Annotated in this window: 25 protein-coding genes and 1 tRNA gene; 9 read left to right on the top strand and 17 right to left on the bottom strand. The window is 71.1% G+C overall.

All coding sequences use genetic code 11. The features are described from left to right. Positions 1–6: 6 nt before the first annotated feature. From arsA to EOINJALH_RS26865, 3 genes are all read right to left on the bottom strand, one after another. Complete coding sequence (gene arsA, locus EOINJALH_RS26875; RefSeq protein WP_088286016.1) at positions 7–2,025, bottom strand: arsenical pump-driving ATPase; 2,019 nt, start codon at positions 2,023–2,025, stop codon at positions 7–9. A 136-nt stretch (positions 2,026–2,161) separates the two neighbouring features. Continuing rightward, positions 2,162–3,175, bottom strand: a complete 1,014-nt coding sequence (locus EOINJALH_RS26870; protein WP_088286014.1) for a cation diffusion facilitator family transporter — start codon at positions 3,173–3,175, stop codon at positions 2,162–2,164. Next, positions 3,172–4,407, bottom strand: a complete 1,236-nt coding sequence (locus EOINJALH_RS26865; protein WP_088286012.1) for an MFS transporter — start codon at positions 4,405–4,407, stop codon at positions 3,172–3,174. Before EOINJALH_RS26865 ends, EOINJALH_RS26870 begins: the two co-directional genes overlap by 4 nt. A gap of 602 nt (positions 4,408–5,009) precedes the next feature. Here EOINJALH_RS26865 and EOINJALH_RS26860 point away from each other — a divergent pair. Further along, positions 5,010–5,399, top strand: coding sequence for a helix-turn-helix domain-containing protein (locus EOINJALH_RS26860; RefSeq protein ID WP_255407145.1), 390 nt, complete (start codon positions 5,010–5,012; stop codon positions 5,397–5,399). Here EOINJALH_RS26860 and EOINJALH_RS26855 read toward each other — a convergent pair. From EOINJALH_RS26855 to EOINJALH_RS26815, 9 genes are all read right to left on the bottom strand, one after another. Beyond that, positions 5,329–5,871 carry a metal-dependent hydrolase gene (locus EOINJALH_RS26855; protein WP_144290189.1) on the bottom strand — a complete coding sequence of 181 codons (543 nt, stop codon included), beginning with the start codon at positions 5,869–5,871 and terminating at the stop codon, positions 5,329–5,331. The two genes, EOINJALH_RS26860 and EOINJALH_RS26855, sit on opposite strands and share 71 nt — an antisense overlap. A gap of 18 nt (positions 5,872–5,889) precedes the next feature. Beyond that, a complete protein-coding gene (locus EOINJALH_RS26850) occupies positions 5,890–6,291 on the bottom strand; it encodes a hypothetical protein (protein WP_088286010.1) in 402 nt (133 codons plus the stop codon). Beyond that, positions 6,288–6,623: a copper-binding protein gene (locus EOINJALH_RS26845; protein WP_088286008.1), complete on the bottom strand. Its 336-nt coding sequence runs from the start codon at positions 6,621–6,623 to the stop codon at positions 6,288–6,290. The genes EOINJALH_RS26850 and EOINJALH_RS26845 overlap by 4 nt, the downstream gene beginning before the upstream one ends. Positions 6,624–6,695: 72 nt before the next feature. Beyond that, entirely contained in the window at positions 6,696–8,126 is a 1,431-nt protein-coding gene (locus EOINJALH_RS26840) for a multicopper oxidase family protein (protein WP_088286005.1), read from the bottom strand. 17 nt (positions 8,127–8,143) lie between these two features. Then, on the bottom strand, positions 8,144–9,595 hold the full coding sequence (locus EOINJALH_RS26835; protein ID WP_088286003.1) for a TolC family protein: 1,452 nt from the start codon (positions 9,593–9,595) through the stop codon (positions 8,144–8,146). Further along, positions 9,592–9,951, bottom strand: a complete 360-nt coding sequence (locus tag EOINJALH_RS26830; protein WP_088286001.1) for a hypothetical protein — start codon at positions 9,949–9,951, stop codon at positions 9,592–9,594. Before EOINJALH_RS26830 ends, EOINJALH_RS26835 begins: the two co-directional genes overlap by 4 nt. A 101-nt stretch (positions 9,952–10,052) precedes the next feature. Next, positions 10,053–10,505 (bottom strand): hypothetical protein, encoded by a 453-nt coding sequence (locus EOINJALH_RS26825; RefSeq protein ID WP_088285999.1) that lies wholly within the window; start codon positions 10,503–10,505, stop codon positions 10,053–10,055. 60 nt (positions 10,506–10,565) lie between these two features. Continuing rightward, positions 10,566–11,015, bottom strand: a complete 450-nt coding sequence (gene cueR / locus EOINJALH_RS26820; protein WP_088285997.1) for a Cu(I)-responsive transcriptional regulator — start codon at positions 11,013–11,015, stop codon at positions 10,566–10,568. 19 nt (positions 11,016–11,034) lie between these two features. Further along, complete coding sequence (locus tag EOINJALH_RS26815) at positions 11,035–13,284, bottom strand: cation-translocating P-type ATPase (RefSeq protein ID WP_088285995.1); 2,250 nt, start codon at positions 13,282–13,284, stop codon at positions 11,035–11,037. Between the two features lie 183 nt (positions 13,285–13,467). On the opposite strand from EOINJALH_RS26815, the gene EOINJALH_RS26810 reads away from it, so the two are divergent. After that, positions 13,468–13,746 (top strand): heavy-metal-associated domain-containing protein, encoded by a 279-nt coding sequence (locus EOINJALH_RS26810; protein WP_088285993.1) that lies wholly within the window; start codon positions 13,468–13,470, stop codon positions 13,744–13,746. A gap of 34 nt (positions 13,747–13,780) precedes the next feature. Here EOINJALH_RS26810 and EOINJALH_RS26805 read toward each other — a convergent pair whose 3' ends face one another. Both EOINJALH_RS26805 and EOINJALH_RS26800 read right to left on the bottom strand, forming a co-directional pair. After that, positions 13,781–14,155: a hypothetical protein gene (locus EOINJALH_RS26805; RefSeq protein WP_144290188.1), complete on the bottom strand. Its 375-nt coding sequence runs from the start codon at positions 14,153–14,155 to the stop codon at positions 13,781–13,783. A gap of 309 nt (positions 14,156–14,464) precedes the next feature. Then, positions 14,465–14,540: transfer RNA gene (locus EOINJALH_RS26800), tRNA-Ala, on the bottom strand. A 102-nt stretch (positions 14,541–14,642) separates the two neighbouring features. On the opposite strand from EOINJALH_RS26800, the gene EOINJALH_RS26795 reads away from it, so the two are divergent. The 4 genes from EOINJALH_RS26795 to EOINJALH_RS26780 all read left to right on the top strand — a co-directional run bounded on the left by EOINJALH_RS26795 (position 14,643) and on the right by EOINJALH_RS26780 (position 18,140). Next, positions 14,643–15,497 carry an alpha/beta hydrolase gene (locus EOINJALH_RS26795; RefSeq protein WP_088285989.1) on the top strand — a complete coding sequence of 285 codons (855 nt, stop codon included), beginning with the start codon at positions 14,643–14,645 and terminating at the stop codon, positions 15,495–15,497. A 209-nt stretch (positions 15,498–15,706) separates the two neighbouring features. Continuing rightward, positions 15,707–16,126: a rubrerythrin family protein gene (locus EOINJALH_RS26790; protein ID WP_088285987.1), complete on the top strand. Its 420-nt coding sequence runs from the start codon at positions 15,707–15,709 to the stop codon at positions 16,124–16,126. A gap of 72 nt (positions 16,127–16,198) precedes the next feature. Continuing rightward, positions 16,199–17,551: a (Fe-S)-binding protein gene (locus tag EOINJALH_RS26785; RefSeq protein WP_088285985.1), complete on the top strand. Its 1,353-nt coding sequence runs from the start codon at positions 16,199–16,201 to the stop codon at positions 17,549–17,551. Positions 17,552–17,558: 7 nt separating this feature from the next. Next, positions 17,559–18,140 (top strand): DUF3501 family protein, encoded by a 582-nt coding sequence (locus tag EOINJALH_RS26780; protein WP_088285983.1) that lies wholly within the window; start codon positions 17,559–17,561, stop codon positions 18,138–18,140. On the opposite strand, the gene rarD is transcribed toward EOINJALH_RS26780, so the two are convergent. Beyond that, positions 18,133–19,026 carry an EamA family transporter RarD gene (gene rarD, locus EOINJALH_RS26775; protein ID WP_088285981.1) on the bottom strand — a complete coding sequence of 298 codons (894 nt, stop codon included), beginning with the start codon at positions 19,024–19,026 and terminating at the stop codon, positions 18,133–18,135. The two genes, EOINJALH_RS26780 and rarD, sit on opposite strands and share 8 nt — an antisense overlap. Positions 19,027–19,143: 117 nt before the next feature. Between rarD and EOINJALH_RS26770 the strand changes: the two genes are divergently transcribed. The 3 genes from EOINJALH_RS26770 to EOINJALH_RS26760 are packed head-to-tail and all read left to right on the top strand — an operon-like array spanning position 19,144 to position 21,147. Then, positions 19,144–19,752 carry a 2-oxoacid:acceptor oxidoreductase family protein gene (locus EOINJALH_RS26770; protein ID WP_088285979.1) on the top strand — a complete coding sequence of 203 codons (609 nt, stop codon included), beginning with the start codon at positions 19,144–19,146 and terminating at the stop codon, positions 19,750–19,752. Positions 19,753–19,786: 34 nt separating this feature from the next. Continuing rightward, positions 19,787–20,056: a MoaD/ThiS family protein gene (locus EOINJALH_RS26765; RefSeq protein ID WP_088285977.1), complete on the top strand. Its 270-nt coding sequence runs from the start codon at positions 19,787–19,789 to the stop codon at positions 20,054–20,056. 2 nt (positions 20,057–20,058) lie between these two features. Then, a complete protein-coding gene (locus tag EOINJALH_RS26760) occupies positions 20,059–21,147 on the top strand; it encodes a sialidase family protein (protein ID WP_088285975.1) in 1,089 nt (362 codons plus the stop codon). Between the two features lie 8 nt (positions 21,148–21,155). On the opposite strand, the gene EOINJALH_RS26755 is transcribed toward EOINJALH_RS26760, so the two are convergent. Next, positions 21,156–21,947: a hypothetical protein gene (locus EOINJALH_RS26755; RefSeq protein WP_088285973.1), complete on the bottom strand. Its 792-nt coding sequence runs from the start codon at positions 21,945–21,947 to the stop codon at positions 21,156–21,158. 107 nt (positions 21,948–22,054) lie between these two features. Beyond that, the gene (locus EOINJALH_RS26750; RefSeq protein ID WP_088285971.1) at positions 22,055–23,098 is read right to left on the bottom strand and encodes a hypothetical protein; all 1,044 of its coding nucleotides are present in this window, start codon (positions 23,096–23,098) and stop codon (positions 22,055–22,057) included. Between the last annotated feature and the right edge of the window lies 1 nt (position 23,099).

Here is a 23,099-nt window from a genome sequence, read left to right as displayed (position 1 = left end):
GAAGGGTCAGCCTTGGGTGGCGGCAGTGTGCTGATCTTCGCCGACGAGCCGGGACAAGGCGTCCCGCCCGATCGGTGGCGATGTCAGCCAGGGGACGGTGAACAGGCGACGGGCCAGCCCGTTGGCCAGACGCACCATCTGCTTGCGCTCGCCGGCCAGCCGCGCGGCCAGCAGGGGGTCGTGGGTGCCGGCGGCCCGCACGCTCTTGTTCAGCACCCAGGCCCAGGGCTCGATGGCCGCGCGGCGCAGGTCGTCCTGCAAGGCCGCGGCCTGCGACACCGGGGTGGCTTCGGGCAGCGTCACCAGCACGATGCGGGTGTAGCGGGCGTCCTGCAGGCGCATCAGCGGCGTGACCACGCGCGGGGCACCGTGGCCTTCGAACTCGCGCGTCATCTGCCGGTGGTAGGCGCCGGTGGCGTCCATCAGCAGCATCGAGTGGCCCGTGGGGGCTGTGTCCAGCACCACGAAGGCGCTGCGGCCCTCGCCGACCAGGCGAGAGAAGGCGTGGAACACCGCCACCTCCTCGGTGCAGGGTGACTGCAGGTCTTCCAGCAGCAGCGCCTGCTCGGCGGCGTCGAGCTTGGGTGAGCGGGCGGCCATGATCTTGTCGATGTAGCGCTGGGTCTCGACCTTCGGGTCGATGCGGCTCACCTGCAGGCCCGGCACGTCGCCGTGCAGCGTGCCGGCCAGGTGGGCGGCCGGGTCGGTGGTGCTGAGGTGCACGGTCTTGCCCCGCTGCACCAGGCCCAGCGCCAGCGCGGCGGCGATGGTCGTCTTGCCGACCCCGCCCTTGCCCATCACCATGATCAGCCCGTGGCCGGCGGCGGCCAGTTCGTCGGCCAGCGCACCCAGGCCTTCGAAGCTGTCGGTGTCGTCCGCGGGCACGGGCTGTATCGGCGGCAACGCGTCGGCCCCCCCGGCCAGCAGCGCGCGCAGGGCCGGCAGGCCCACCGTGTCGAAGGGCCGCAGCGGCACGCGGTCTTGCGGCAGCGCGCGCAGCGACGTCGGCATCGCGTCCAGCGCCTGCTGCCCCAGGGTCTCGATCGACCGGGCCACGGCGTCGCTGCGGTCGCTGGCCCGGAACACGGCATTGATCGCCAGGCGCTGGTTGTCCAGGCCCAGTTCGCGCAGTTCGTCGGACGTGCGGGCCGCTTCGGCGATGGCGCCCGCGTCGGGCCGAGTCACCAGGATCACGGTGGTCTGCGCGGGATCGCTGAGGGCGTCCAGCGCGGCCTTGAAGCGCGCCTCCTGCATCTTCAGCCCCGAGTGCGGCCCCAGGCACGAGGCGCCGCGGTCGTTGCCGTCCAGGAAGCCGGTCCAGGCCTTGGGCAGGCTGAGCAGGCGCAGCGTGTGCCCGGTGGGTGCCGTGTCGAAGACGACGTGGTCGTAGCGGCCCACCCCGTCGGACAGCAGCGACGAGAACTCGTCGAACGAGGCGATCTCGGTGGTGCAGGCGCCCGACAGTTGCTCGCGCACGGTGGACAAGGCTTCGGCACTGGCGGCCGCGCCCATCTGCGCCAGCACGCGCTGGCGGTAGGATTCGGCGGCCTGGTCGGGGTCGATGTTCAGCACCGACAGGCCCGGCGCACCGGGCACCGGCACCGGCGTGTTGCGCAGTTCGATGCCGAGCATCTCGTCGAGGTTGGACGCGGCATCGGTGCTGACCAGCAGCACCGTCTTGCCGGCGTCGGCCAGGTGCAAGGCGGCCGCGGTGGACAGCGAGGTCTTGCCGACCCCACCCTTGCCGGTGAAGAAGAGGTGCCGGGTCGGGTGGCTCAGGAAGCCGACGGCGACGGGCCTGAGCCATGTGCGCACGGCCTCCTGCGACGGCAGGCCGCCGCTGTGCACCACGCGGCCCTCGATCACGACGGCGGGCGTGGCACGGACGCCATGGCGCCGGATCTCGTCCGGCTGCTCGACCTTGACGATCTCGACCTCAACGCCTTCGTCGTGCGCCACGCGCTCGATGATGCCGACGGTGCTGCGGCACTTGCTGCAGCCCGATCCCAGGACTTCGATTTTCATTGCGATCACCTCTGACAGCACTCTGCGCCGGCTGGCGCCGAAGGGCTTGATGCCGGTCAGCGTAAGGCGACGGCCGCGTGCGGTCTGTTCGGCAACGGACGGTGGCGGCGGCCCATCGCGACGCGGGAGGCGCCGGTCACCGCGACGACGCCGGCCGCAGCGGCGCGCAGGGCCGGGTGAAGGGCACCCGCACCGCCTGCAGCGTGACGTGCTCGATGGCGAAGCGGTCGTGCAACTGCCGGGTCGCGTCGCGCAGGAAGGCGTCGTCGGCGGGGCTGTCGGGCATCACCAGGTGGGCCGTCAGCGCCACCTCCGAGGTGCCCATGGCCCACACGTGCAGGTCGTGCACCCGCGCCACGCCGGGCAGCGATTCCAGCAGGGCCTGCACCGCGTGCAGGTCCACACCGTCGGGCACGCCGTCGAACAGCAGGTGCAGCGACTGCCGGAACAGGCTCCAGGTGCCCCAGACGATGACGGCGGCGATGAGCAGGCTCACCACCGGGTCGAGCCAGGTCCAGCCGAACCACAGCGCCAGGCCGCCGGCCACCACCACGCCGGCCGAGACCAGCGCATCGGCGGCCATGTGCAGGAAGGCGCCGCGGATGTTGAGGTCGCTGTCGCGGCCGCGCAGGAACAGCAGCGCCGTGGCGGTGTTGACGAGGATGCCGATGCCGGCCACGACCATGATGGTCACACCCTCGATCGGCTGGGGCGACTGCAGCCGGTGCACCGCCTCCCAGGCCAGCGAGCCCATGGCCACCAGCAGCAGCATCGCGTTGAGGAAGGCCGCCAGGATGCTGGCGCGCTTCCAGCCGTAGGTGTGGCGCGCATCCGGCTGCAGCCGGCCGGCCAGCGCGCCGCCCCAGGCCAGCACCAGGCCGATCACGTCGCTGAGGTTGTGCCCGGCGTCGGCCAGCAGCGCCAGCGAGTTGACCCGCCAGCCGTAGAAGGCCTCGATGGCCACGAAGGCGGCGTTCAGCGCGATGCCGATGGCGAAGGCCTTGTCGAAGCTGGCCGGGGCGTGGACGTGGCCGTGACCGTGCCCATGCCCATGACCCCGACCGTGGTCGTTGTCGTGGCCATGGTCGTGGCCACGGCCGAGCTTTGGGTCGTGTCGGTGATCGTGATCGTGGTCGTGGCCTGCGCTCATGGGGACGGGTGTCCTGGACTTGCGGTGACGGCCGGCGCGACGGGCCGGGGCTTGGGCAACAGCATCAGCGCCGCAAAGGCGCCCAGGCCCAGCGCGCCCGACAGCCACAGTGCGTGGGCGCCCCAGCGGTCGAGCACCAGTCCGAAGGCGAACGGCGCCAGCGCCTGCGACACCCGCGCCGGCATCATCAGCCAGCCTTGCCGGGCACCATAGCCCTGCGGGCCGAACAGCACCAGCGGCAAGGTGCCCTTGGCGATGGTGAGCATGCCATTGCCGGCGCCATGCAGCAGCGCGAAGGGTATCGCCAGCGGCGCCCCGGCCACCCACAGCGCTGCGGCGCCGAGCGGGTGGCCCAGCGCCGCCAGGCGCGCCGACAGCAGCGGGTGCACCCGGCGCAGCACGCCGAATTCCAGCAGGCGCCCGGCCACCTGGGCCGGCCCCACCAGCGCGCCCACGCCCACGGCCACCGCCAGCGTGGCCCCGGTGGCCTGCAGCAGACGCGGCAGGTGCGCCGCCATGGCCGTGCTGACGAACCAGGTGGCGGCAAAGACGAAGGCCAGCACTGCCGACACGAGCACCGGGCGGTCGGTGCCCGTCGCAGCGGGCGCCGTCGCCCCATCGGGGGACGCGCCGGCCATCGGCAGCGGTGCGTCGTGCGGGGCAGGGTCGGTGGCCCGCGGCAGCAGTGCGTTCAACGGCAGGCCGACAACCAGGTGCAGCGCGGCCCAGGCCAGGCAGGCCCCGCGCCAGCCGAACTGCGCGTCGAGCAGCGTCGTCAGCGGCCAGCCCACCGTGCTGGCGAAGCCGGCGATCAGCGTGATGCCGGTGATCGGGTCGCGCGAGGCGCTGCCGTACAGCCGCACCAGCGTGGCGAAGGCGGCTTCGTACAGGCCGCTGCCCATGGCCACGCCGATCAGTGCCCAGGCCAGGAAGAGCGAGATCGGGCCCTGCACCATCGCCAGCGCCACCAGGCCCAGCGCGAACAGCCCGTTGGTGGCCATCAGCACCGGGCGGCCGCCGTGGCGGTCGATGGTGCGGCCGACGCCCGGCCCGAAGACGGCCGAGACGACCAGCGCCACCGAGAACGCGGCAAACACCGTGGGCATGGCCACGCCCAGGTCGCGCGCCATCGGCGCGGCGAGCATCGCTGGCAGGTAGAACGACGACGCCCAGGCCAGCGTCTGGCCCGTGCCCAGCAGGGCGACCGTGCGAACGCGGCTGGGCCGGCTCATCGCGCCGCCCGCGCCTGCCCCGCGGCGCCATCGCGAGGCCCCCAGCGGCGGCTCCTGGGGTGGTGCAGGGGCCGCAGACCGATGTCGCGGCCGCCGAGGCGCCTGGCCGGGTCGTCGACCCGCGGGTGAGCATGGGTGCGGGTCATGCGTGATCGTCTAGAGCGGCTGGTGGTGGGGCGGGGGTGGCGCAGGCCTGGCAGCCGACATTGTGGCCACAGCGCGCTTGGACATCGACTGGCATCGGGTCGCCGGCGAAGCGCATCGCGCCATCGGCCGCACGGGCCGCAGGGCCGCGACAGGGTGCTCAGCGACATCCGGCTGCCCAGCTTCACCGGTGAGGTGTCTTGCGCCCGAAGGCGCGAGGCGGGCGTCGAAATGCCGCCACGCGCCGTCGTTTCCGGGCAGGGGACGCGAGAGTGCGCGGTAGCCCTGCTCGGGGCGGGAGCAAGCGTTCATCGCCGTGAACTGCGGCGCGATCACCGAGACGCTGATGGAGGCCGAGCTGTTCGTCCATGAGAAGGGCGCGTTCAAGCAGGCCATCGGCGACATGCCGCTGGCGATGCAGGTGAAGCGCGCTGCGCGCGATCCAGGACCGGCGCATCGTGCGGGTGCTCGGCGAGACGCCGATCGCGGTCGACCTGCGCCTGATCTGCGCCACCAACCAGGACCTGCGTGCGCGCGTCGAGGCCGGCACCTTCCGCGAAGTGGCCCAGGCGCGTGCCACCGGCACGCTGGAGGAGTACATCCGCGAATGCGAGCGCGGCTACATCCTTCAGGCGCTGCAGCGCTGCCAGGGGCAGGTCGGGCAGACCGCGGCCTATCTCGGCATCAGCCGCAAGAACCTGTGGGAGAAGATGAAGCGGCTGCAGATCCAGCCGCGGACACTGGATCCCGACCAGGTGCCGTGCGTGGGACAGGCCCTCATCGGCGCCGCAGCGTTGTCCTGCTCAGGAAGAGCCACGCGCCCACGGCGGCCAGGGCCAGGTAGTTGAGTGCCATGAACCAGGGCGTGTTCCACGCGATGCCGTCGAAACCGCGTTCGGTGAACGGATAGAGCACCGGCACGGCGTAGTAGGCGGCCGAGTGCGTGAAGACATCGATCACGATGTGCGACCACCAGCCCAGCAGCGCGATGCGAACCCCCGGCCCCGCCGCCCACAGGGCGGCGGTGACGCCTGCGGCGATCGGTGCGCTGTGCATCGCGCAGTGCAGGTGATGCGACCCCCACTGCACCAGCGGCGGCAGCCCCGGCTCATGGCCTGGCGTGGCCACGCTGTAGCCGCGCAAGGCGGCGAACGAGCCATCCGCGAAAAGCCACCAGGCGGCGATGGGCAACAGGTGCAGCAGGTCGGGCAGGGCCGCCAGCACCAGGGCGGCGGTCGCCGCGCGACCCGACAGCGGCCGGTGGCGGCGCAGCACCGTGACGCCGGCGGCGACCCACAGCGTGTGCGCGAGGATGTCCATGGTGTGGTTGCGGCGCCGTCACCGGCGGGCCAGGGACACGGCCAGCGTCGCCGCGGCCTCGGTCTTGTTGACCCACATCCAGCAGTGGTCCTGGGGCGAGTCGACGGCGAGCTGGCCTTGCAGTCGCGCGACCCGATCCTGTCGGGCCGGGTACCGCACGTCGCTGCCGACGTGGTAGTGGATGTTGAAGTCCAGTGCCTGGTCGGCCTCGAAGGACCATTCGACCGTCTGCCCCGCCTGCAACGGACCGCAGAGCTCGGCGAACTTGCCGGGCAACAGGGTCAGGCGGCGCTCGAAGCGGTTGTCATCGGGCCACTGGATGTCGATGAGCTCGGCCTGAGCCACGCCCGCAGCCAGGCCGAGCGCGGCGCCCGCCAGCAGGCCGGCGGTGGCGCGGCCGCGCACGGGCCGGCGGCTCATTCAAGGGCCTGAAGGTCGGTGACGACATAGCCCGAATCGGACTTGGCCACGACGAAGCGCACCTTGTCGCCGGCCTTGACCTTGTCGAGCAGGGCGTCGTCCTTGACCCTGAACACCATGGTCATCGCGGGCATGTCGAGGTGCTTGATCTCGCCGTGCCGGATGGTGAGCTTCCTGGCGTCCCGGTCGATCTTGCGGATCTCGCCTTCGGTCGTGTCCGCGGCCGGCGCGACGGCGGCCGGGGGATGGTCCGATGGACCGTCGTGCCTGGCCTCGACCAGGGCTGGCAGGGCCAGTGCCGCGAGCAGGGCTGCGGTGGTGAGGGTCTTCATGGGGCGTCCTTTCGACGGGGTGGGTCGATGGCTGGTGGGCCGATGGGTGGTGGCTCTTGCTCGGCAGTCACGTCAATGGCCGGAATGGCCGCCAGAGGGCTTGCGCACGTTGACCTCCACGCCGGGGCCCGGCGGGGCCACGGGCTTCATCGCGCCGGCGCCTTCGGCGGGGACGGCCCGGGCTGGTTCGGCCAGCGTGCCGGTCCACTCGCGGGCCACGGTGCCGGCAGGGTGGGCGAACCAGCCCGGGTCGGCATAGTCGCCGCGGTTCTGGTGCTGGCGCACCTTGACGACACTGAACATGCCGCCCATGCCGACGGGGCCGAAGGGCCCGCTGCCGGCCATCATCGGGGCGGTGTTGTCGGGCAGCGGCATCTCCATCTCGGTCATGTCGTGCATGCCGCGCTCGCCCATCACCATGTAGTCGGGGATCAGCGACGTGATCTGCCGCACCACGCTGCGGTGGTCGACGCCGATCATCGTCGGCACGCCGTGCCCCATGGCGTTCATGGTGTGGTGGCTCTTGTGGCAGTGGAAGGCCCAGTCGCCCTCTTCGTCGGCCAGGAACTCGATCTGGCGCATCTGCCCGACGGCGATGTCGGTGGTCACCTCGTACAGGCGCGTGGCCTTCGGCGTGGGGCCGCCGTCTGTGCCCGTGACCAGGAACTCGTGGCCATGCAGGTGGATCGGGTGGTTGGTCATCGTCAGGTTGCCGATGCGGATGCGCACCTTGTCGTTCTGGCGGACGACCAGCGGATCGATGCCGGGGAAGATGCGGCTGTTCCAGCTCCACAGGTTGAAGTCCAGCATCGTCATGATGCGCGGCGTGGCGCTGCCCGGTTCGATGTCGTAGGCGTTGAGCAGGAAGACGAAGTCGCGGTCGACCTCGTCGATCAGCGGGTGCTTCTGCTTCGGGTGCGTGATCCAGAAGCCCATCATCCCCATCGCCATCTGCACCATCTCGTCGGCGTGCGGGTGGTACATGAAGGTGCCGGGCCGGCGGGCGACGAACTCGTAGACGAAGGTCTTGCCGGGCTCGATGCCCTTCTGGGTGAGGCCGATGACGCCGTCCATGCCGTTGGGCAGGCGCTGGCCGTGCCAGTGCACGCTGGTCACCTCGGGCAGCTTGTTGGTGACGAAGATGCGCACGCGGTCGCCTTCGACGACCTCGATCGTCGGGCCCGGGCTCTGCCCGTTGTAGCCCCACAGGTGGGCCTTGAAGCCGGGGCTCATCTCGCGCACCACGGGCTCGGCCACGAGGTGGAACTCCTTGACGCCCTGGTTCATGCGCCAGGGCAGTGTCCAGCCGTTGAGCGTGACGACGGGGTTGTAGGGGCGGCCGTTGGGCGGCACCAGGGGCGGCATGGTGTCGGGCCGGCCCTGGAAGACGGGTTCGGGCAGGGCCGCCATCGCGACCTTGCTGACCGAACTGGCGGCCACGGCCGCGGTGAGGGCCGCCGTGCCGGCGCCTGCGCGGCCGATGAAATTGCGTCGGGAAACCATGGGGTCGTTCCTGGGGGTCAGTGCGCCGCGGCGCCGCTGGCGTCGGACGCCATGGCGGGGCCTGCGGCCGGTGCAAGGGTGGGCTTGCCGATGAGGGCCATGTCGAGGTCGGCCTGGGCCAGCCAGAAGTCGCGCTTGGCCTCGATGGCGGCGTTGACGCTGGCGATCTGCAGGCGCGCATCGGCGAGCAGTTCGAACACGCCGATCAGCATGCCGTTGTAGCGCAGCAGGTTCTGCTCGGCGATCTGCCGCCTCAGCGGCACGATCTCGTCCTGGTGGTGTCGTGCGATGTCATGGCTGGAGCGCCACGCCGAGTAGGCCTCGCGCACTTCCGAGCGCGCATTGACGGCGGCTTCGGCCGCTCGATGCACCGCCTGCATGTAGATGCCCTCGGCGCGCGCGACGCGCGCGCTGCCCCAGTCGAACAGCGGCAGCTCGACGGTGATCTCCCAGCCGCGTTGGGTGGGCGCCTCGTTGGAAGTGCCGCGCACCAGGCCGAGTTCGAGCACGTTGACGAACCGCGTGGTCTTCGTCAGCCCGAGCTGGCGCGCCGTCCGCGCTGCGGCCAGCTTGGCGCCCTGCACGTCGAGGCGCTGGGCCAGCGCGAGGCGTTCGAGGTCCGGACGGTCGACCAGCTCCTTGGGCAGGTCGGGCAGCCGCTCGGGCAGGCTGAACTGCGTCTGGTCGCCCCACAGGCCCAGCAGCCGCGTCAGGCGCTCTCGTGTGGCGCGCTGCGCCTGTTCGGCGCGGGCCAGGTTCAGCAAGGCGTCGGCGTGGAAGCCTTGCTCGCGCGCCCGTTGCAGCCGGCTGAAATTGCCCACCTGCTCCATGCGGCGTGCCAGCTCGGCGCCGGCCTCGGCCGCCTGTGCCACCTGCCGGGTGTAGCGCACCGTTTCTTCGGCCGCGAGCGCCATGATCCAGGCCTTGCGCGCTTCGGCGGCCAGCGACAGCATGGTCATCGCCACCTGGGCCTGCGTCGCCTCGAAGCGTCGCGCCTCCGCGGCCTGGATCATCGGCATCGCGATCAGGCGTGCCAGATTGAAGTGAAGGCCGCGCTCCAGTTCGACCTCGTCCCCGCGCGTCAGGCGGCTGAAACCGAAGCCGGGGTTCGGCACCCGGCCGGCCTGCACGACCTCGGCCTCGGTGATGCCGAGATCCTGGAAGCTGGCCTGCAGGCCACGGTTGTTCAGCAGCGCGACCTGCACCGCGTCGTCGGCCGACAAGGGCCTGGCCAGCAACTCACCGACGCGTTGGTCGATGCGGTCTCGATCTGCGTCGGTGCGGGCCCAGCCCAGGTCCTTGCCGAGCCGTTCCTTGGCCACCTGCTCGACCGCCGAGAAGCCGCCGTCCGGGCTGAAGGCGGCGCATCCTGTGAGTGCCGAGGTGACGGCGAGCAGCAGCAGTGGCCGTGCGGCCGGCCAGATCGTCCGCCGGCCAGGGGCCGATGGTGTGAGGGCGGGCGGCGTCATGGCATCTTGTGGCCGCCATGGGCCGGCGGCAGGGTCGTGGCCTTGGCTTCGGGCCGGGCCGGCTGGGCCTGCGTTGCCGCCGGCCCCTGGGGGCCTTGCTGGGCCTCGCGGGCGTAGGCGCGCCAGCCGCCGATGCGCGCCACGGTGTCGTTGGCCTCGCGCCAGGGCATGGCCTTGTCGTCCGCCGGGCGCCGGTGGCGCGCGAAGGCCGACTGGTGGGTCGTGGCCGGTACGCCGGCAGCGGCATCCAGTGGGTCGGGCCTGCGGCCCGCAGGGGCTGGGGTCTGTGCCGCGGCAGCGAACGCCGCGGCGCACAGCGCGGCTGGCCGCAGCCAGCGCCATCGAAAGTTGACCATCGTGTCCTCGCGTCGACGTCAGGAACTCCCATGCCGATGCGGCAGGGAGCGACCGGGCCTGGCAGACCCCGTCGTGTCGGGACACGCGGGTCGCAGGCCAGCTACGCGAGCAGGGGGCGGGGAGGTCGGTCGGGGCCGTCGGACGCGAAGGCGTCGACGGTGACCAGCGCTTCGGCAAACACCGTCGGCGCATTGGCCGACTGGGCGATGGGCGCGCTGGCGCTCGGCAGGGCGGCACTGGCACAGCACGCCGCGCAGGCGCTGCACTTGGCCTTGGACAGGTCGGTGACTGCCCCTGACGGTGCCTTATCCTGCGGGGACGCGGTGGCGTCGGCCAGGTCGGCGCTGTCGGCCATGGCCGCGTGATGATGAGCGGTCGCGCCTTCATCGTGCGCTGAACCGTGCGCCGAACCGTGGTCGTGCGGCATGGTCAGTGCGGCGTCCGGGCCGTGATGGCCCGGCCCGCAATGCATCATGGCCGCGCCCGCCATCCCCTGGACGGGAAGCGCCAGCGCAATGAACCAGACGATCATGAGCCTGAGCCAGACCTGCATGGGTCGGACTCTAGCGGATTTGCCCGCGACGCGATCCGGTCCGGACCATTGCCCGTGATCTCATCGCACCGAGAACCCGCGCCTGGCCCGTGCCGGCACCTTGACGGCCTTCGCGGGAGGGCCTGGCTCCGCCAGGCTGTCCAGGATGGGGCACTCGGGCCGATCGTCGCCATGGCAGCAGTGCACCAGATGTTCGAGCGTGCTCTTCATGGCCAGCAGTTCCTGGGCCTTCTGTTCGAGCGCCTCGATGTGCGACTGGGCCAGGGCCTTGACCAACCGGCTCGGCCGCCTGCGGTTCTGCCACAGGTTCACCAACTCGCCGATCTCCTGGATCGAGAAGCCCAGGTCGCGGGCCTGGCGGATGAAGCGCAGCGTGTGCACCTCGGCCTCGGTGTACTGCCGATAGCCGGAGTCGGTGCGGGTCGGGGCCGCCACCAGGCCGACGCCCTCGTAGTGCCGGATCATCTTGGCCGAGACGCCGGAGGCCTTGGCGGCCTCGCCGATGTTCATTGCTTGCATGGGGTGTCCTTCAGGCGGCGGCCGTTCGCGCGGGGTCGACCGGCACCCGATTCTGGTCCTGTCCGGCGGCAGCGCGCCAGCGGCGCAGCAGCAGGGCGTTGCCGACCACGCTGACGCTGCTCAGGGCCATGGCCGCGCCAGCGATCACCGGGCTCAGCATTCCGAGCGCCGCCAGGGGGATGCCGACCACGTTGTAGGCGAAGGCCCAGAACAGGCCGCGCTTCAAGGTGGCATGGGTGCGGCGCGACACCTCCAGCGAATCGGCCACCAGCCGCGGGTCGCCCCGCATCAGGGTGATGCCGGCCACCTCCATGGCCACGTCGGTGCCGGTGGCCATGGCGATGCCGATGTCGGCCGCGGCCAGGGCTGGCGCGTCGTTGAGGCCGTCGCCCACCATCGCCACCACCCGCCCCGCCGCGCGCAGGCCCTGGACGACGGCCGCCTTGTCGCCCGGCAGCACCTCCGCGTGGACCTGCCGGATGCCCAGTTCGCGCGCCACGGCGTCGGCACTGCCGCGGTTGTCGCCGGTGAGCAGCACGGTCTCGAGGCCCAGGGCGTGCAGGCGCGACACGGCCTCGTGGGCCGTGGCCTTGAGGGCATCGCCGAAGGCCAGCAGGCCCAGCAGTTCGGTGCGCTCGCCGGTCTCGCGCATCAACCACGACACCGTGCGGCCCTGGCGCTCGAGCCGATGCCCGGCCTCGGCCAGCGCACCCGCCGGCACCTGGCGCTCGTGCATCAGGCGGCTGCTGCCCAGCAGCACGACCGCGCCGTTCACCGTGGCCTGCAGGCCGCGGCCCGGCAGCGCCTTCGCGTCCTGCGACAGGGCCGCCGACACATGCTCGGCCCGCACCGCGTCCATCACCGCGCGCGCCAGGGGGTGTTCGCTCGACTGCTGCAGCGCTGCCGCCAGCCGCAGTACCGACTCCCGGGTCTGGCCAGGTGCGGCGTGCACGGCGGCCAGCGAGGGCCGACCCTCGGTGAGGGTGCCGGTCTTGTCGAAGACGACCGTGGTGGTGCCGTGGGCCCGTTCGAGCGCCTGGGCGTCCCTGATCAGGATGCCCTGCCGCGCGGCCACGCCGGTGCCCACCATGATGGCGGTCGGCGTCGCCAGGCCCAGTGCGCAGGGGCAGGCAATCACCAGCACCGCCACGGCATGCACCACGGCCTGCTCCCAGTCGCCGCTGGCCACCACCCAGCCCGCCAGTGTCATCAGCGCGATGCCCAGCACCACGGGCACGAACACGGCGCTGACCCTGTCCACCATGCGCTGGATGGGCGCCTTGGCGGCCTGGGCCGACTCGACCATGCGCACGATGCGGGCCAGCGTGGTTTCGGCGCCGACGGCCAGCGTCTTCAGCGTCAGCGCGCCTTCGGCGTTGATGGCGCCGCCCGTCACCCGGTCGCCGGGCGCCTTGGCGACGGGCAGGGACTCGCCGGTGATCAGCGATTCGTCGACGTGGCTGCGGCCGTCCATCACCTGGCCGTCGACCGCCACGCGCTCGCCGGGGCGAACCCGCACGAGATCGCCCACGGCGACCCGTTCGACCGGCAGGTCGACCTCGACCCCGTCCCGCAACACCCGCGCGGTGGCGGGCCGCAGGGCGTTCAGCGCCCGGATCGCGTCCGTCGTCTGGCGCTTGGCGCGGCCCTCCAGCCACTTGCCGAGCAGCACCAGCGTGATCACCGCCGCCGAGGCCTCGAAGTAGAGGTGGGGCGTGCCATGGTCCGCATGGCGGACGAGCAGGTAGATCGACAGGCCGTAGGCCGCCGAGGTGCCCAGGGCCACGAGCAGGTCCATGTTGCCGGTGCCGGCACGAAGTGCCAGCCAGCCGGCGCGGTAGAAGCGCCAGCCCAGCCAGAACTGCACCGGCGTGGCCAGCAGCCACTGCAGCCAGCCCTCGAGCATCCAGTCGAAGCCGACCCATTGCAGCAGCATCGGAGCCACCAGCGGCAGCGTCAATGCCGCGCCTGCCATGACCGGCCACCCTGGCGGAAGGCGACCGCCGGCGGGCGAGGGCGCTTCGTCCGCTTCGCGCACCGCGTACCCGGCCTGGCGCACCGCGGCGGCCAGCACGTCGGCCGCGAGCTCGGCGCCACCGTGCACGGTGGCGCGTTCCGTGGCCAGGTTCACCGTGGCCAGGGTCACGCCGGGGACCCGGCCGAGCGCCTTCTCGACGCGTGTGGCGCACGAGGCGCAGGTCATGCCCTCGATCTGCAGGTCGAGGGATCTCCGGGATGCGTGGCTTGGGGCTTGGCTCATGAGGATGCTCCTGATGCCGAAGGTCGGCGAGGAGGCATCGTCGAGATTCCCATGATGGGAAGGTCAAGCCGGCCCATCCCATGGCAGCGCGGCGGGCAGGGTCATTCACGCCCCCGGCTTGACCTTCCAACGATGGCAGGCTTCAGAGTGCAGCGTCGAATCCACGACACCCAGAGGCACACCATGATCTCCTTCCAAGTCGACGACATGACCTGCGGTCACTGCGTCAGCGCCATCACCAAGGCCGTCCACGGCGTCGACACCACGGCCCGGCTGCAGTTCGACCTCGCGACCCACCGCGTCGACATCGAGCCCGGCGAGGCCGACGTCATCGCGTTGGGTGGGGCCATCACCGAGGCGGGGTACACGCCCGTGCCGATCGAGCGCCCGGTCAGCGTGGCGGCCATCGGCGCGACGCCTGAGCGCAAGGCTTGCTGCTGCGGGCAAGGCGGCTGCGCCTGACCCTGCGGTCGGCGCGAACCGACCGCCGCGTCGCTCAAACCAGGAGCGACCGTCGCTGCAACGCGCGCTGCTCGTAGGGGACGGGCCGAATGCGCAACGAGTAGCGGTGCATCGCCAGCAACTCCTCCTTCACCAGGGGTGGGAATCCGCTGCGGTCCACGCGAGGGCTGAATTCCTTTTCGCCGAAGTAACGGTCGAGCGCAGTGGTTTCGGACCAAAGCCGAGACACTTCGTTGGCAATGCGCGGGAAGTCCTGCTGCAAATGGACAGGGCGAATGCCCACAGGCAGCGCGTTCAGCCAGTTCTGCGTGTGGCCCAGCACATGGCCGTCCCCAGGCCGCGGAATGCGCCGTTCCCAGGTGTGGCCCGCCGCTTCTGCCTTGATGAAGGATTCGGTTCTTTCTCGCATGGCTGCTCGCTTCTGATTCGCTGACTCTTCAGCGCAGGGCGAGTCTTCCGCGCTGACCGCGGCCTGTCCGGGCACTGGCGAACATTGGGTCGACGCAACTGCATCAGACTGTGTGTGTGCTGGACGACGCAATGACTTCGGCAGGAGAACCGAAACGCCACTGGCGGCTGCCGAAGTCCCTGCACTGTGCGTTCGGATCGTGAGTGATCGCCGGGGGCCCCGCGCGCCAAGAAAAAAGCCCCGAGGCGTTGAGGCCTGAGGGCTTTTCCGGTGTCCTGGTGCCGCTTGGAACGGCCCGGGACCTTGACTTGGTGGAGACGAGGAGGATCGAACTCCTGACCTTCGCATTGCGAACGCGACGCTCTCCCAGCTGAGCTACGCCCCCATCAGCCGTAAATTCTAGCAGCACCTTTGTGCTGCGGCGTTGACCGCCGAGGCTGCGGACTGTGGACAATGCGCCCCGTCCGCGACACCTGGAGACCCGACGATGGCCGCATCCCATGACGACGCATGGCACGACGCCCAGTACAACAACCGCGCCCGCGTGCCCGAGCATGCCCAACTGCTGTCGCGGTGGGCCGAGGCATCGGCGCTGGCGCGCCAGGGGCTCACCCACCGGCTCGACCTGCCGTACGGCGAGTCGCCGGCAGAGCGGCTCGATGTGTTCCCGGCCGCACGGCCCGGCTCGCCGGTGCTGGTGTTCATCCACGGCGGCTACTGGCGCTCGCTCGACAAGGCCGACCATTCGTTCGTCGCGCCGGTCTTCGTGGAGGCTGGCGCCGCAGTGGTGGTGCCCAACTACGGCCTGTGCCCGGCGGTGACGATGGAGCAGATCGCGCTGCAGGTGGCGCAGGCCGTGGCCTGGGTCTGGCGCCATGCGGCCGAGTTCGGTGGCGATGCGTCGCGCATCGTCGTGGCCGGGCACTCGGCCGGCGGGCACCTGGCGTCGATGCTGCTGGCCTGCCGCTGGCGCGACCTGGGCGACGACCTGCCGCAGCGCCTGCTGGCCGGGGGCCTGTCGCTGTCGGGCCTGTTCGATCTCGAGCCGATCCGCCTGACGCCCTTCCTGCAGGGCGACCTGCAGCTCACCCCGGCCACCGTGCGCCGCATGAGCCCGGCCTTCTTCCCGCGGCCGCGTGGGCCGCTGCATGCACTGGTGGGTGCCGACGAAAGCGATGAGTTCGTGCGGCAGAACCGGCTCATCCGCGACCAGTGGGGGCCCAGCACGGTGCCGGTGTGCGAAGAACTGGTACGCCGCAATCACTTCACCGTGATGGAGGACCTGGTCGACCCCGCAGGCCGTGCGCACCACCTGACTCTGCGGCTCCTCGGCCTGGTCTGATCCCGCGTCTCGAGGCGCGCGTCGGTGGCGGCGTCCCGCCGCACTTGGTCTGCGGTAACATTCCTATGGCCTCTTGCTTGATCATAGTCAAGTGCTATGCATCACATAGAAGGTTTGCATTGGCCCCGCCGTGGGGTGTTTGGTAGCGTTCGGTGGTGCCGCCCGTGATCGCGGGTGACCGCCGACCTACCATCGAAGAGGAGCTTCAAATGGGCTTGAAGGGTTCTAAGACCGAGCAACACCTGAAGGACGCCTTCGCGGGCGAATCGCAGGCCAACCGCCGGTACCTGTATTTCGCAAACAAGGCCGACATCGAAGGTCAGAACGACGTCGCCGCCCTGTTCCGCTCGACGGCAGAGGGCGAGACGGGCCATGCGCACGGGCACCTCGAGTTCCTCGAGGCCGTGGGCGATCCGGCCACCGGCCTGCCGATCGGACCGACGCGCGACAACCTGAAGGCGGCCGTCGCCGGCGAGACGCACGAGTACACCGACATGTACCCGGGCATGGCCAAGACGGCCCGCGCCGAAGGCTTCGACGAGATCGCCGACTGGTTCGAGACGCTGGCCAAGGCCGAGCGCTCGCACGCCAACCGTTACCAGAAGGCGCTGGACCAGCTGGTCGACTGAACGACTGGCTTGTCCTGACCGAACAAGGGGCTTTCGTGGCCCCTTGTTTCTTCCCGCACACCGGACCTGTCCATGAGCAATCGCGAAGGCAACCTCGAAGCGCCCACCCGGCATCCGCTGGACTGGAAGAACCCCGTGTTCTACGACCGGGACGACTGCTATACCGAGCTGGAGCGGGTGTTCGACATCTGCCACGGGTGCCGCCGCTGCGTGAGCCTGTGTCAAAGCTTCCCGACGCTGTTCGACCTGGTGGACGCCACCGAGGACGGCGAGGTGCACGGCGTGAAGAAGGAAGCCTACTGGTCGGTCGTCGACCAGTGCTACCTGTGCGACCTCTGCTACATGACCAAGTGCCCCTACGTGCCGCCGCACAAGTGGAACCTGGACTTTCCGCACCTGATGCTGCGCGCCAAGGCCATCAAGTTCAGCCAGGGCCTGGTGGGCGAGGGCGAGAAGTTCCTCGCCTCCACCGACGTGCACGGCAGCTTCGCCGGCATCCCGGTGGTGGTGCAGGCGGTCAATGCGATCAACCGCACCAAGGCCGCCCGATCGGTGATGGACGGCGCACTGGGCGTGCACCCCGACGCGTGGATGCCCGAGCTGGCCACCCAGCGCTTCCGCTGGTCGGCCGCCAAGAAGGGCAGTGCCACCGAGGTGGTCGACGGCCAGCGCACGCCGGGCAAGGTGGCCATCTTCGCCACCTGCTACGTCAACTACAACGAGCCCGGCATCGGCCACGACCTGGTCAAGGTGCTGGAACACAACGCGATCCCCTACGTCATCGTCGAGAAGGAATCGTGCTGCGGCATGCCCAAGCTCGAACTCGGCGACCTGAAGTCGGTCGAGAAGCACAAGGACGCCAACATCCCCGTGCTGGCCCGCTACGCCCGCGAGGGCTATGCCATCGTCAGCGCCATCCCCAGCTGCACGCTGATGTTCAAGCAGGAGCTGCCGCTGATGTTCCCCGACGAGGCCGACGTGCAGCTCGTCAAGGGCGCGATGTTCGACCCCTTCGAGTACCTCGTCGGGCGCCAGAAGGACGGCCTGCTGAAGGTCGACTTCAAGCGCGACCTCGGCAAGGTCAGCTACCACATCCCCTGCCATGGCCGGGTGCAGAACATCGGCCGCAAGACCGAGGAGATGTTCAAGCTCATCGGCCAGACGGTGAAGGTGCAGCTCAACACGGTGGAGCGCTGCTCGGGCCACGCCGGCACCTATGGCGTGAAGACGCCCTACCACCCGATGGCCCTGAAGATCGGCAAGCCGGTGTTCAAGGCCATGGCCAAGGACGAACCCGATTTCATCAGCAGCGACTGTGCGCTGGCTGGCCACCACATCGCCCAGGGCATGCAGCAGGCGGGCACGCCGGCCAAGGCCCTGCAGCATCCGCTCAGCCTGCTGCGCTATGCCTACGGAATGGAGTGACACCCCCATGACCCCCATCACCCGCGACAGCCTGATGACGCTGGAGGCCTACACCAAGCACCGCAAGGCGCACAAGGCCGAGGTCATCGCCCACCGCCGCCTGCGCACCGTGCACCTGGGCGAGCACATCAGCCTGCAGTTCGAGGACGAGCAGACCATCCGTTATCAGATCCAGGAGATGCTGCGCATCGAGAAGATCTTCGAGGAGGACGGCATCCAGTCCGAGATCGATGCCTACGCGCCGCTGGTGCCCGACGGCAGCAACTGGAAGGCCACGATGATGATCGAGTACCCCGATCCGCACGAGCGCAAGCGCGAGCTGGCGCGGCTGATCGGCGTCGAAGACCGGCTCTTCGTCGAGGTCGAGGGCCATGCCCGCAGCTACGCCATCGCCGACGAGGACCTCGACCGCGAGAACGCCGAGAAGACCTCGGCCGTGCACTTCGTGCGCTTCGAATTTGCGCCTGCGGCGCGAGAGGCCGTGCGCGCCGGCGCGTCGGTCAAGCTGGGCTGCGACCACACGCACTACCCGGCGCACGTGGTCATCGCGCCCGAGACGCTGGCCTGCCTGGCGGGCGACCTCAGGTAGCGGCTGGCGCGGCGCTGTCGCCGCGCCGCAGGCGCCACAGGCCCTCGGCGCTGTACAGCACCAGCGCGGCCCAGATCAGCCCGAAGCCCACGCCGCGCACCGCGCTGAAGGGCTCGTGGTACAGCCACACGCCCAGCACGAACTGGATCGACGGCCCCAGGTACTGCAGCAGCCCCAGCGTCGCCATCGTCACCCGGCGCGCGCCGGCGGCGAACAGCAGCAGCGGGATGGCCGTGAAGGGCCCGGCGGCCAGCAGCCACAGGTCGGTGGCCCAGTCGCCCTGCGCGAAGGCGCCTTCGCCGCGCCACAGCGTGGCCACCAGCACGCCCACGGTCAGCGGGGCCAGCAGCAGCGTCTCGAGCGCCAGCCCTTCCATCGCGCCCAGCGCAGCGGTCTTGCGCAGCAGGCCGTACACGCCGAAGCTGGCCGCCAGCGCCAGCGACACCCACGGCAACTGCCCCGCGGCCACGGTGAGCCACAGCACGCCGGCGCCGGCCAGGCCCACGGCGGCCCATTGCCAGGGGCGCGGGCGCTCCTTCAGCACCACGTAGCCCAGCATCACGTTGAACAGCGGGTTGATGAAGTAGCCCAGGCTCGCGTCGAGCAGCCGGTTCTGGTTGACGGCCCACACGTACAGCAGCCAGTTGCACGACAGCAGCAGCGCGCTCAGCAGGAAGGCGCCCAGCACCCGCGGCTGGCGCATCACCTGGCCCAGCCAGGCGAAGCGCCGCAGCACCGCCAGCAGCGCGAACACGAAGACCAGCGACCACACCGACCGGTGCACCACGATCTCCAGCGCCGGCACATGGGCCACCTGCTTGATGTACAGCGGGAACACGCCCCACAGGATGTAGGCGCCGGCGGCGGCGAGGGGGCCTTTGGGCATGTCGATGGGGTAGGGCGGGGGAGCGGGATTGTCGCTGCGGGTTCGCGCCGCTTGATGACGGCCCTCGCAGCAGGCACAGTCGGCTCCCAGTGAATCAGCGCCGAGAGGAGCATCGCGATGTTGCAGATCCGCATCCACGGGCGTGGCGGGCAGGGCGTGGTCACGGCGGCCGAGATGCTGTCGGTGGCCGCCTTCGAGCAGGGCCGCCATGCGCAGGCCTTTCCCAGCTTCGGCTCCGAGCGCACCGGTGCCCCGGTGGTGGCCTTCTGCCGCATCGACGACCGCGAGATCCGGCTGCGCGAGCCCATCCTCGCGCCCGACGTGCTGATCGTGCAGGACCCGACGCTGCTGCACCAGGTCGACGTGTTCCAGGGCTTGCAGCCCGACGGCTACGTGCTGATCAACAGCCGCCGCAGCTTCGATGACCTGGGGCTGGGCGAACTGGCCCGGCGCTTCCGTCACGAGCGCCTGACCACCGTGCCGGCCAGCGAACTGGCCCTGCAGCACGTGGGCCGGCCCTTGCCCAACGCCGCGTTGCTGGGTGGCTTCGCGGCGCTGTCGGGGCTCATCACGCTCGAGGCGGTGGCGCATGCCATCCGCGACAAGTTCAAGGGCCAGGTCGCCGAAGCCAACGTGGCCGCCGCCTCGGCCGCGTTCGACCATGTGAAGCGCGAGATGGAAGAGCTGGCCGCTGCCGCGGCGGGCCCGGCGGCCGAACACCCCTGATGGTGCAAGGGCCGGCTTGGCGGCATCATCGCGCATGGCGCGCGTGACCTTCACCCCGCAGCTCCGGCGTTTCCTCGAGGTGCCCGAGGTCGACACCGACGCGCCCACGCTGCGCGCGGCGCTGGCCGCCGCCTTCGACACCAACCCGCGGCTGCAGGGCTACGTGCTCGACGACCAGGGCCACCTGCGCGCCAACGTGGTGGTCTTCATCGACGGCCGGCGCTGCCTGGACCGCATCGTGATGGACGACGTGCTGTCGCCCGGCAGCAGCGTCCACGTCCTTCAAGCCTTGTCAGGAGGTTGAGCATGCCCCGACGCGCCTGGGTGGCCACCCGCAAGGGCCTCATCGAACTGCACCGTGCCCCCGGGCAGGCCTGGCAGATCGTGCGCACCTCCTTCCTCGGCGACCCCGTGTCGATGGTGCTGCCGCCGCAGCCCGACGGGCCGCACCGCGGCCGCATGCTGGCGGCGCTGAACCTGGGCCACTTCGGCGTCAAGCTGCACGCCAGCGACGACGAAGGCCTGAGCTGGACCGAGGTGGCCGCGCCCACCTACCCGCCACAGCCCGAGGGCGCGGCCGGTCCACCCTGGAAGCTGGTGCTGGTGTGGGCGCTCGAAGCCGCGAGCGGTGCGGTGTGGGCCGGCACGCTGCCCGGCGGCCTGTTCCGCTCGGCCGACTTCGGCCGCTCGTGGCAGCTGGTCGACTCGCTGTGGCAGCGCCCCGAGCGGCTCGAGTGGTTCGGCGGGGGCTACGACGTGCCTGGCATCCACTCGATCTGCCCGCACCCGCAGCGCGCCGGCGAACTGCTCATCGGCATCAGCTGCGGCGGCGCCTGGACCACCCGCGACGACGGTGCCACCTGGGCCCTCACCGCCCAGGGCATGCGGGCCACCTTCATGCCGCCCGAGCGCGTCGAGGACGGCAACATTCAGGACCCGCACTGCATCGCGCGTTGCGCTGCCGCGCCCGAGGTGCTGTGGTGCCAGCATCACAACGGCATCTGGCGCTCGGTGGATGCCGGGGCTTCTTGGCAGGAGGTGACCAGCGCGCCGAAGTCGAGCTTCGGCTTCACCGTGGCGGTGCACCCGCACGACCCCGACACGGCCTGGTTCGTGCCCGCGGTGGCCGACCAGCAGCGCGTGCCGGTGGACGGCGCGCTGGTGGTCCACCGCACCCGCGATGGTGGCCGCAGCTTCGAGGTGCTGCGCGCCGGCCTGCCGTCCGAGCATTGCTACGACCTGGTCTACCGCCACGGCCTGGCGGTGGGCCACGACGGCCGCACGATGATGATGGGCAGCACCACCGGCAACCTGTGGAGCAGCAGCGACGGCGGCGAGCACTGGCACACCGTGTCGCAGACCCTGCCGCAGATCTACACCGTGCGATTCGGTTGAAGGCGCCTTCAGAACCGGTGCGTCAGCGCGGCGCCCAGTTGCAGCGTGGTCAAGGCGCTGCGAGGCTGCGTTGCGCCACCCACCAGCCGCCCGTCACGCGTGAGCGCCTGCGGCGCGCCGGCCGCCAGGCGCTGGTCGGCCAGCGAGGCCAGCCCGTGCCACTGCCAGCCCGGTGCCGGCGTGTCGCCATCGCGCGGCCCCAGCCGCAGGTCGAGCCGCCACAGCCGGCTGCGGCCCAGCGGCAGCCGGGCGGGGTCGGCGAAGGGCAGCGCCACGTCGACCGAGCCGCTTGGGCCGCCGCCCCACCAAGCCTCCATCGACACCTGCCGGCTTGATCCGAGCGCCCGCGTGTGGCGCACGCCCGCCGCCAGCTGCCACAGGCGGAAGCGCTCGGGGTAGCCCAGCACCGTGCCGGCGTCGGCGATGTCGCGTGCCAGGCGCTGGTGCCCCAGGCGCAGCCCCGCCGCCCAGCCCGGCGCCAGCGGCAGCCGGGCCACCACGGCGATGCGGTCGTGGGTGATGCTGCTGTGCGTCTGCAGCGCCGCACCGGTGGAGGCCTGCCCGTCGTAGTGGCGGCGACCGCGGGCCTGCTCGAGTTCCAGCGACAGGTCCAGGTCGGCGCAGCGGGTGGCGATGGCCGCGGCCGCCACCGGCATGGTTCCGCGTTCGCGCACCAGGCGGCGCCCCAGGTCGTCGTGCTCCTGCCAGCGGCTGTGTTCCGCCCGCAGCGACAGATCGGCCCACGGCGCCGTGCAGGGCCACGGCGCGGCCACCGCCGCGCAGGGCAGGCAGGCTGCCATGACGCGGGCCAGCGCGCCGGCCAGGGCGCTGCCGATGCTGGCCCGCCCGCCGGGCCGGTGCCTCGACAGGCCGAGCCCAGGTCGACCAGGGGGGCCGGCCGAGGCAGTCAGATCAGCGACTCCCAGGTCCGTGTCGTCGAGGTCTCGTAGGTGCCGTTGCCGTCGCTGTCGAGTTCGATCAGCACCGTGCTGCTGTTCTGCGCGGTCATGCGCACCTTGCTGCCGGCGCCGCCGCTGAGCGTGGCCTGGCCGCTGGCCGGGTAGGCCGCGGTGCTCGCCTGGACGAAGGGCGTGACGGTGGCCAGCGTCAGGCTCTTCGATTCGAGCGAGGTGCTGGAAAAGCTGCCGTCGACGCTGGTCGAGGTGGTGAACCCGGCGGTGCCGTTTGGCCGCGTGGCTTCCTGCAGGCGCGCGTTGCTCAGCGTGCTGGTCGAGGTGACGCTGCCGAAGCGCTGCGTGGTGGTCAGCTGGCTCACGGTGAGCGTGGACGTGGCGGTGTTCGCCGCCGTCGACGCGATGGCCACCTGCATCTGGCCGTTGCCGATGGTGCTGCCGGCCGCACCGGCCACGCTGAATTGGTCGAGCGTGATGGTCATCGTGGCGTTGAAGACGTCGCTGGCGAGGTTGCCGCTGAGGGCGACGAAGCGGGCGGTGATGCGGCCGTTCAGCGTGTCGGCGCCCTCCACGCACGCATTGGCGACGACGGCGACCGAGTCGCCGGCGTCGATGTCGCCGTTGCCATTGACGTCGTCGATGGTGGCCCGCAGGTTGCCGCCGTCGGTGCAGGGCAGGGTCTCGCTCACCGTCACGCCGGTGGCCACGGGCGGGCGCACGGTCAGGCGTGGCGTGACCCGCCGCAGGGTGTCGATGGCCCGCTGGGCGATCGCGGTGCCCTGGCTGGTCTGGGCCGCCGTGGCCAGGCTGCCGGCCTCGCCGAGGAAGAACGCCGACGCCAACGCCTCCTGGGCGGCGGTGGTGTAGTTGGCCGTGGTCAGGATCAGCGCGTCGGACAGCGGCGGCGGGCCGCCAGTGCCGCCGCTGTCGCCACCGCCGCCGCCACAGCCGGACAGCAAGGCCACCAGCGCGGCCGTCAGCGCGGCCGTCAGCGCGGCCGCCTGGGCGAGACGGCGATGGTTCGAGGGGGTTGTCATG

This window comes from Ideonella sp. A 288 (assembly GCF_002198735.1).
Classification (GTDB): domain Bacteria; phylum Pseudomonadota; class Gammaproteobacteria; order Burkholderiales; family Burkholderiaceae_C; genus Pseudaquabacterium.
This window is presented reverse-complemented; position numbering and strand designations above follow the sequence as displayed.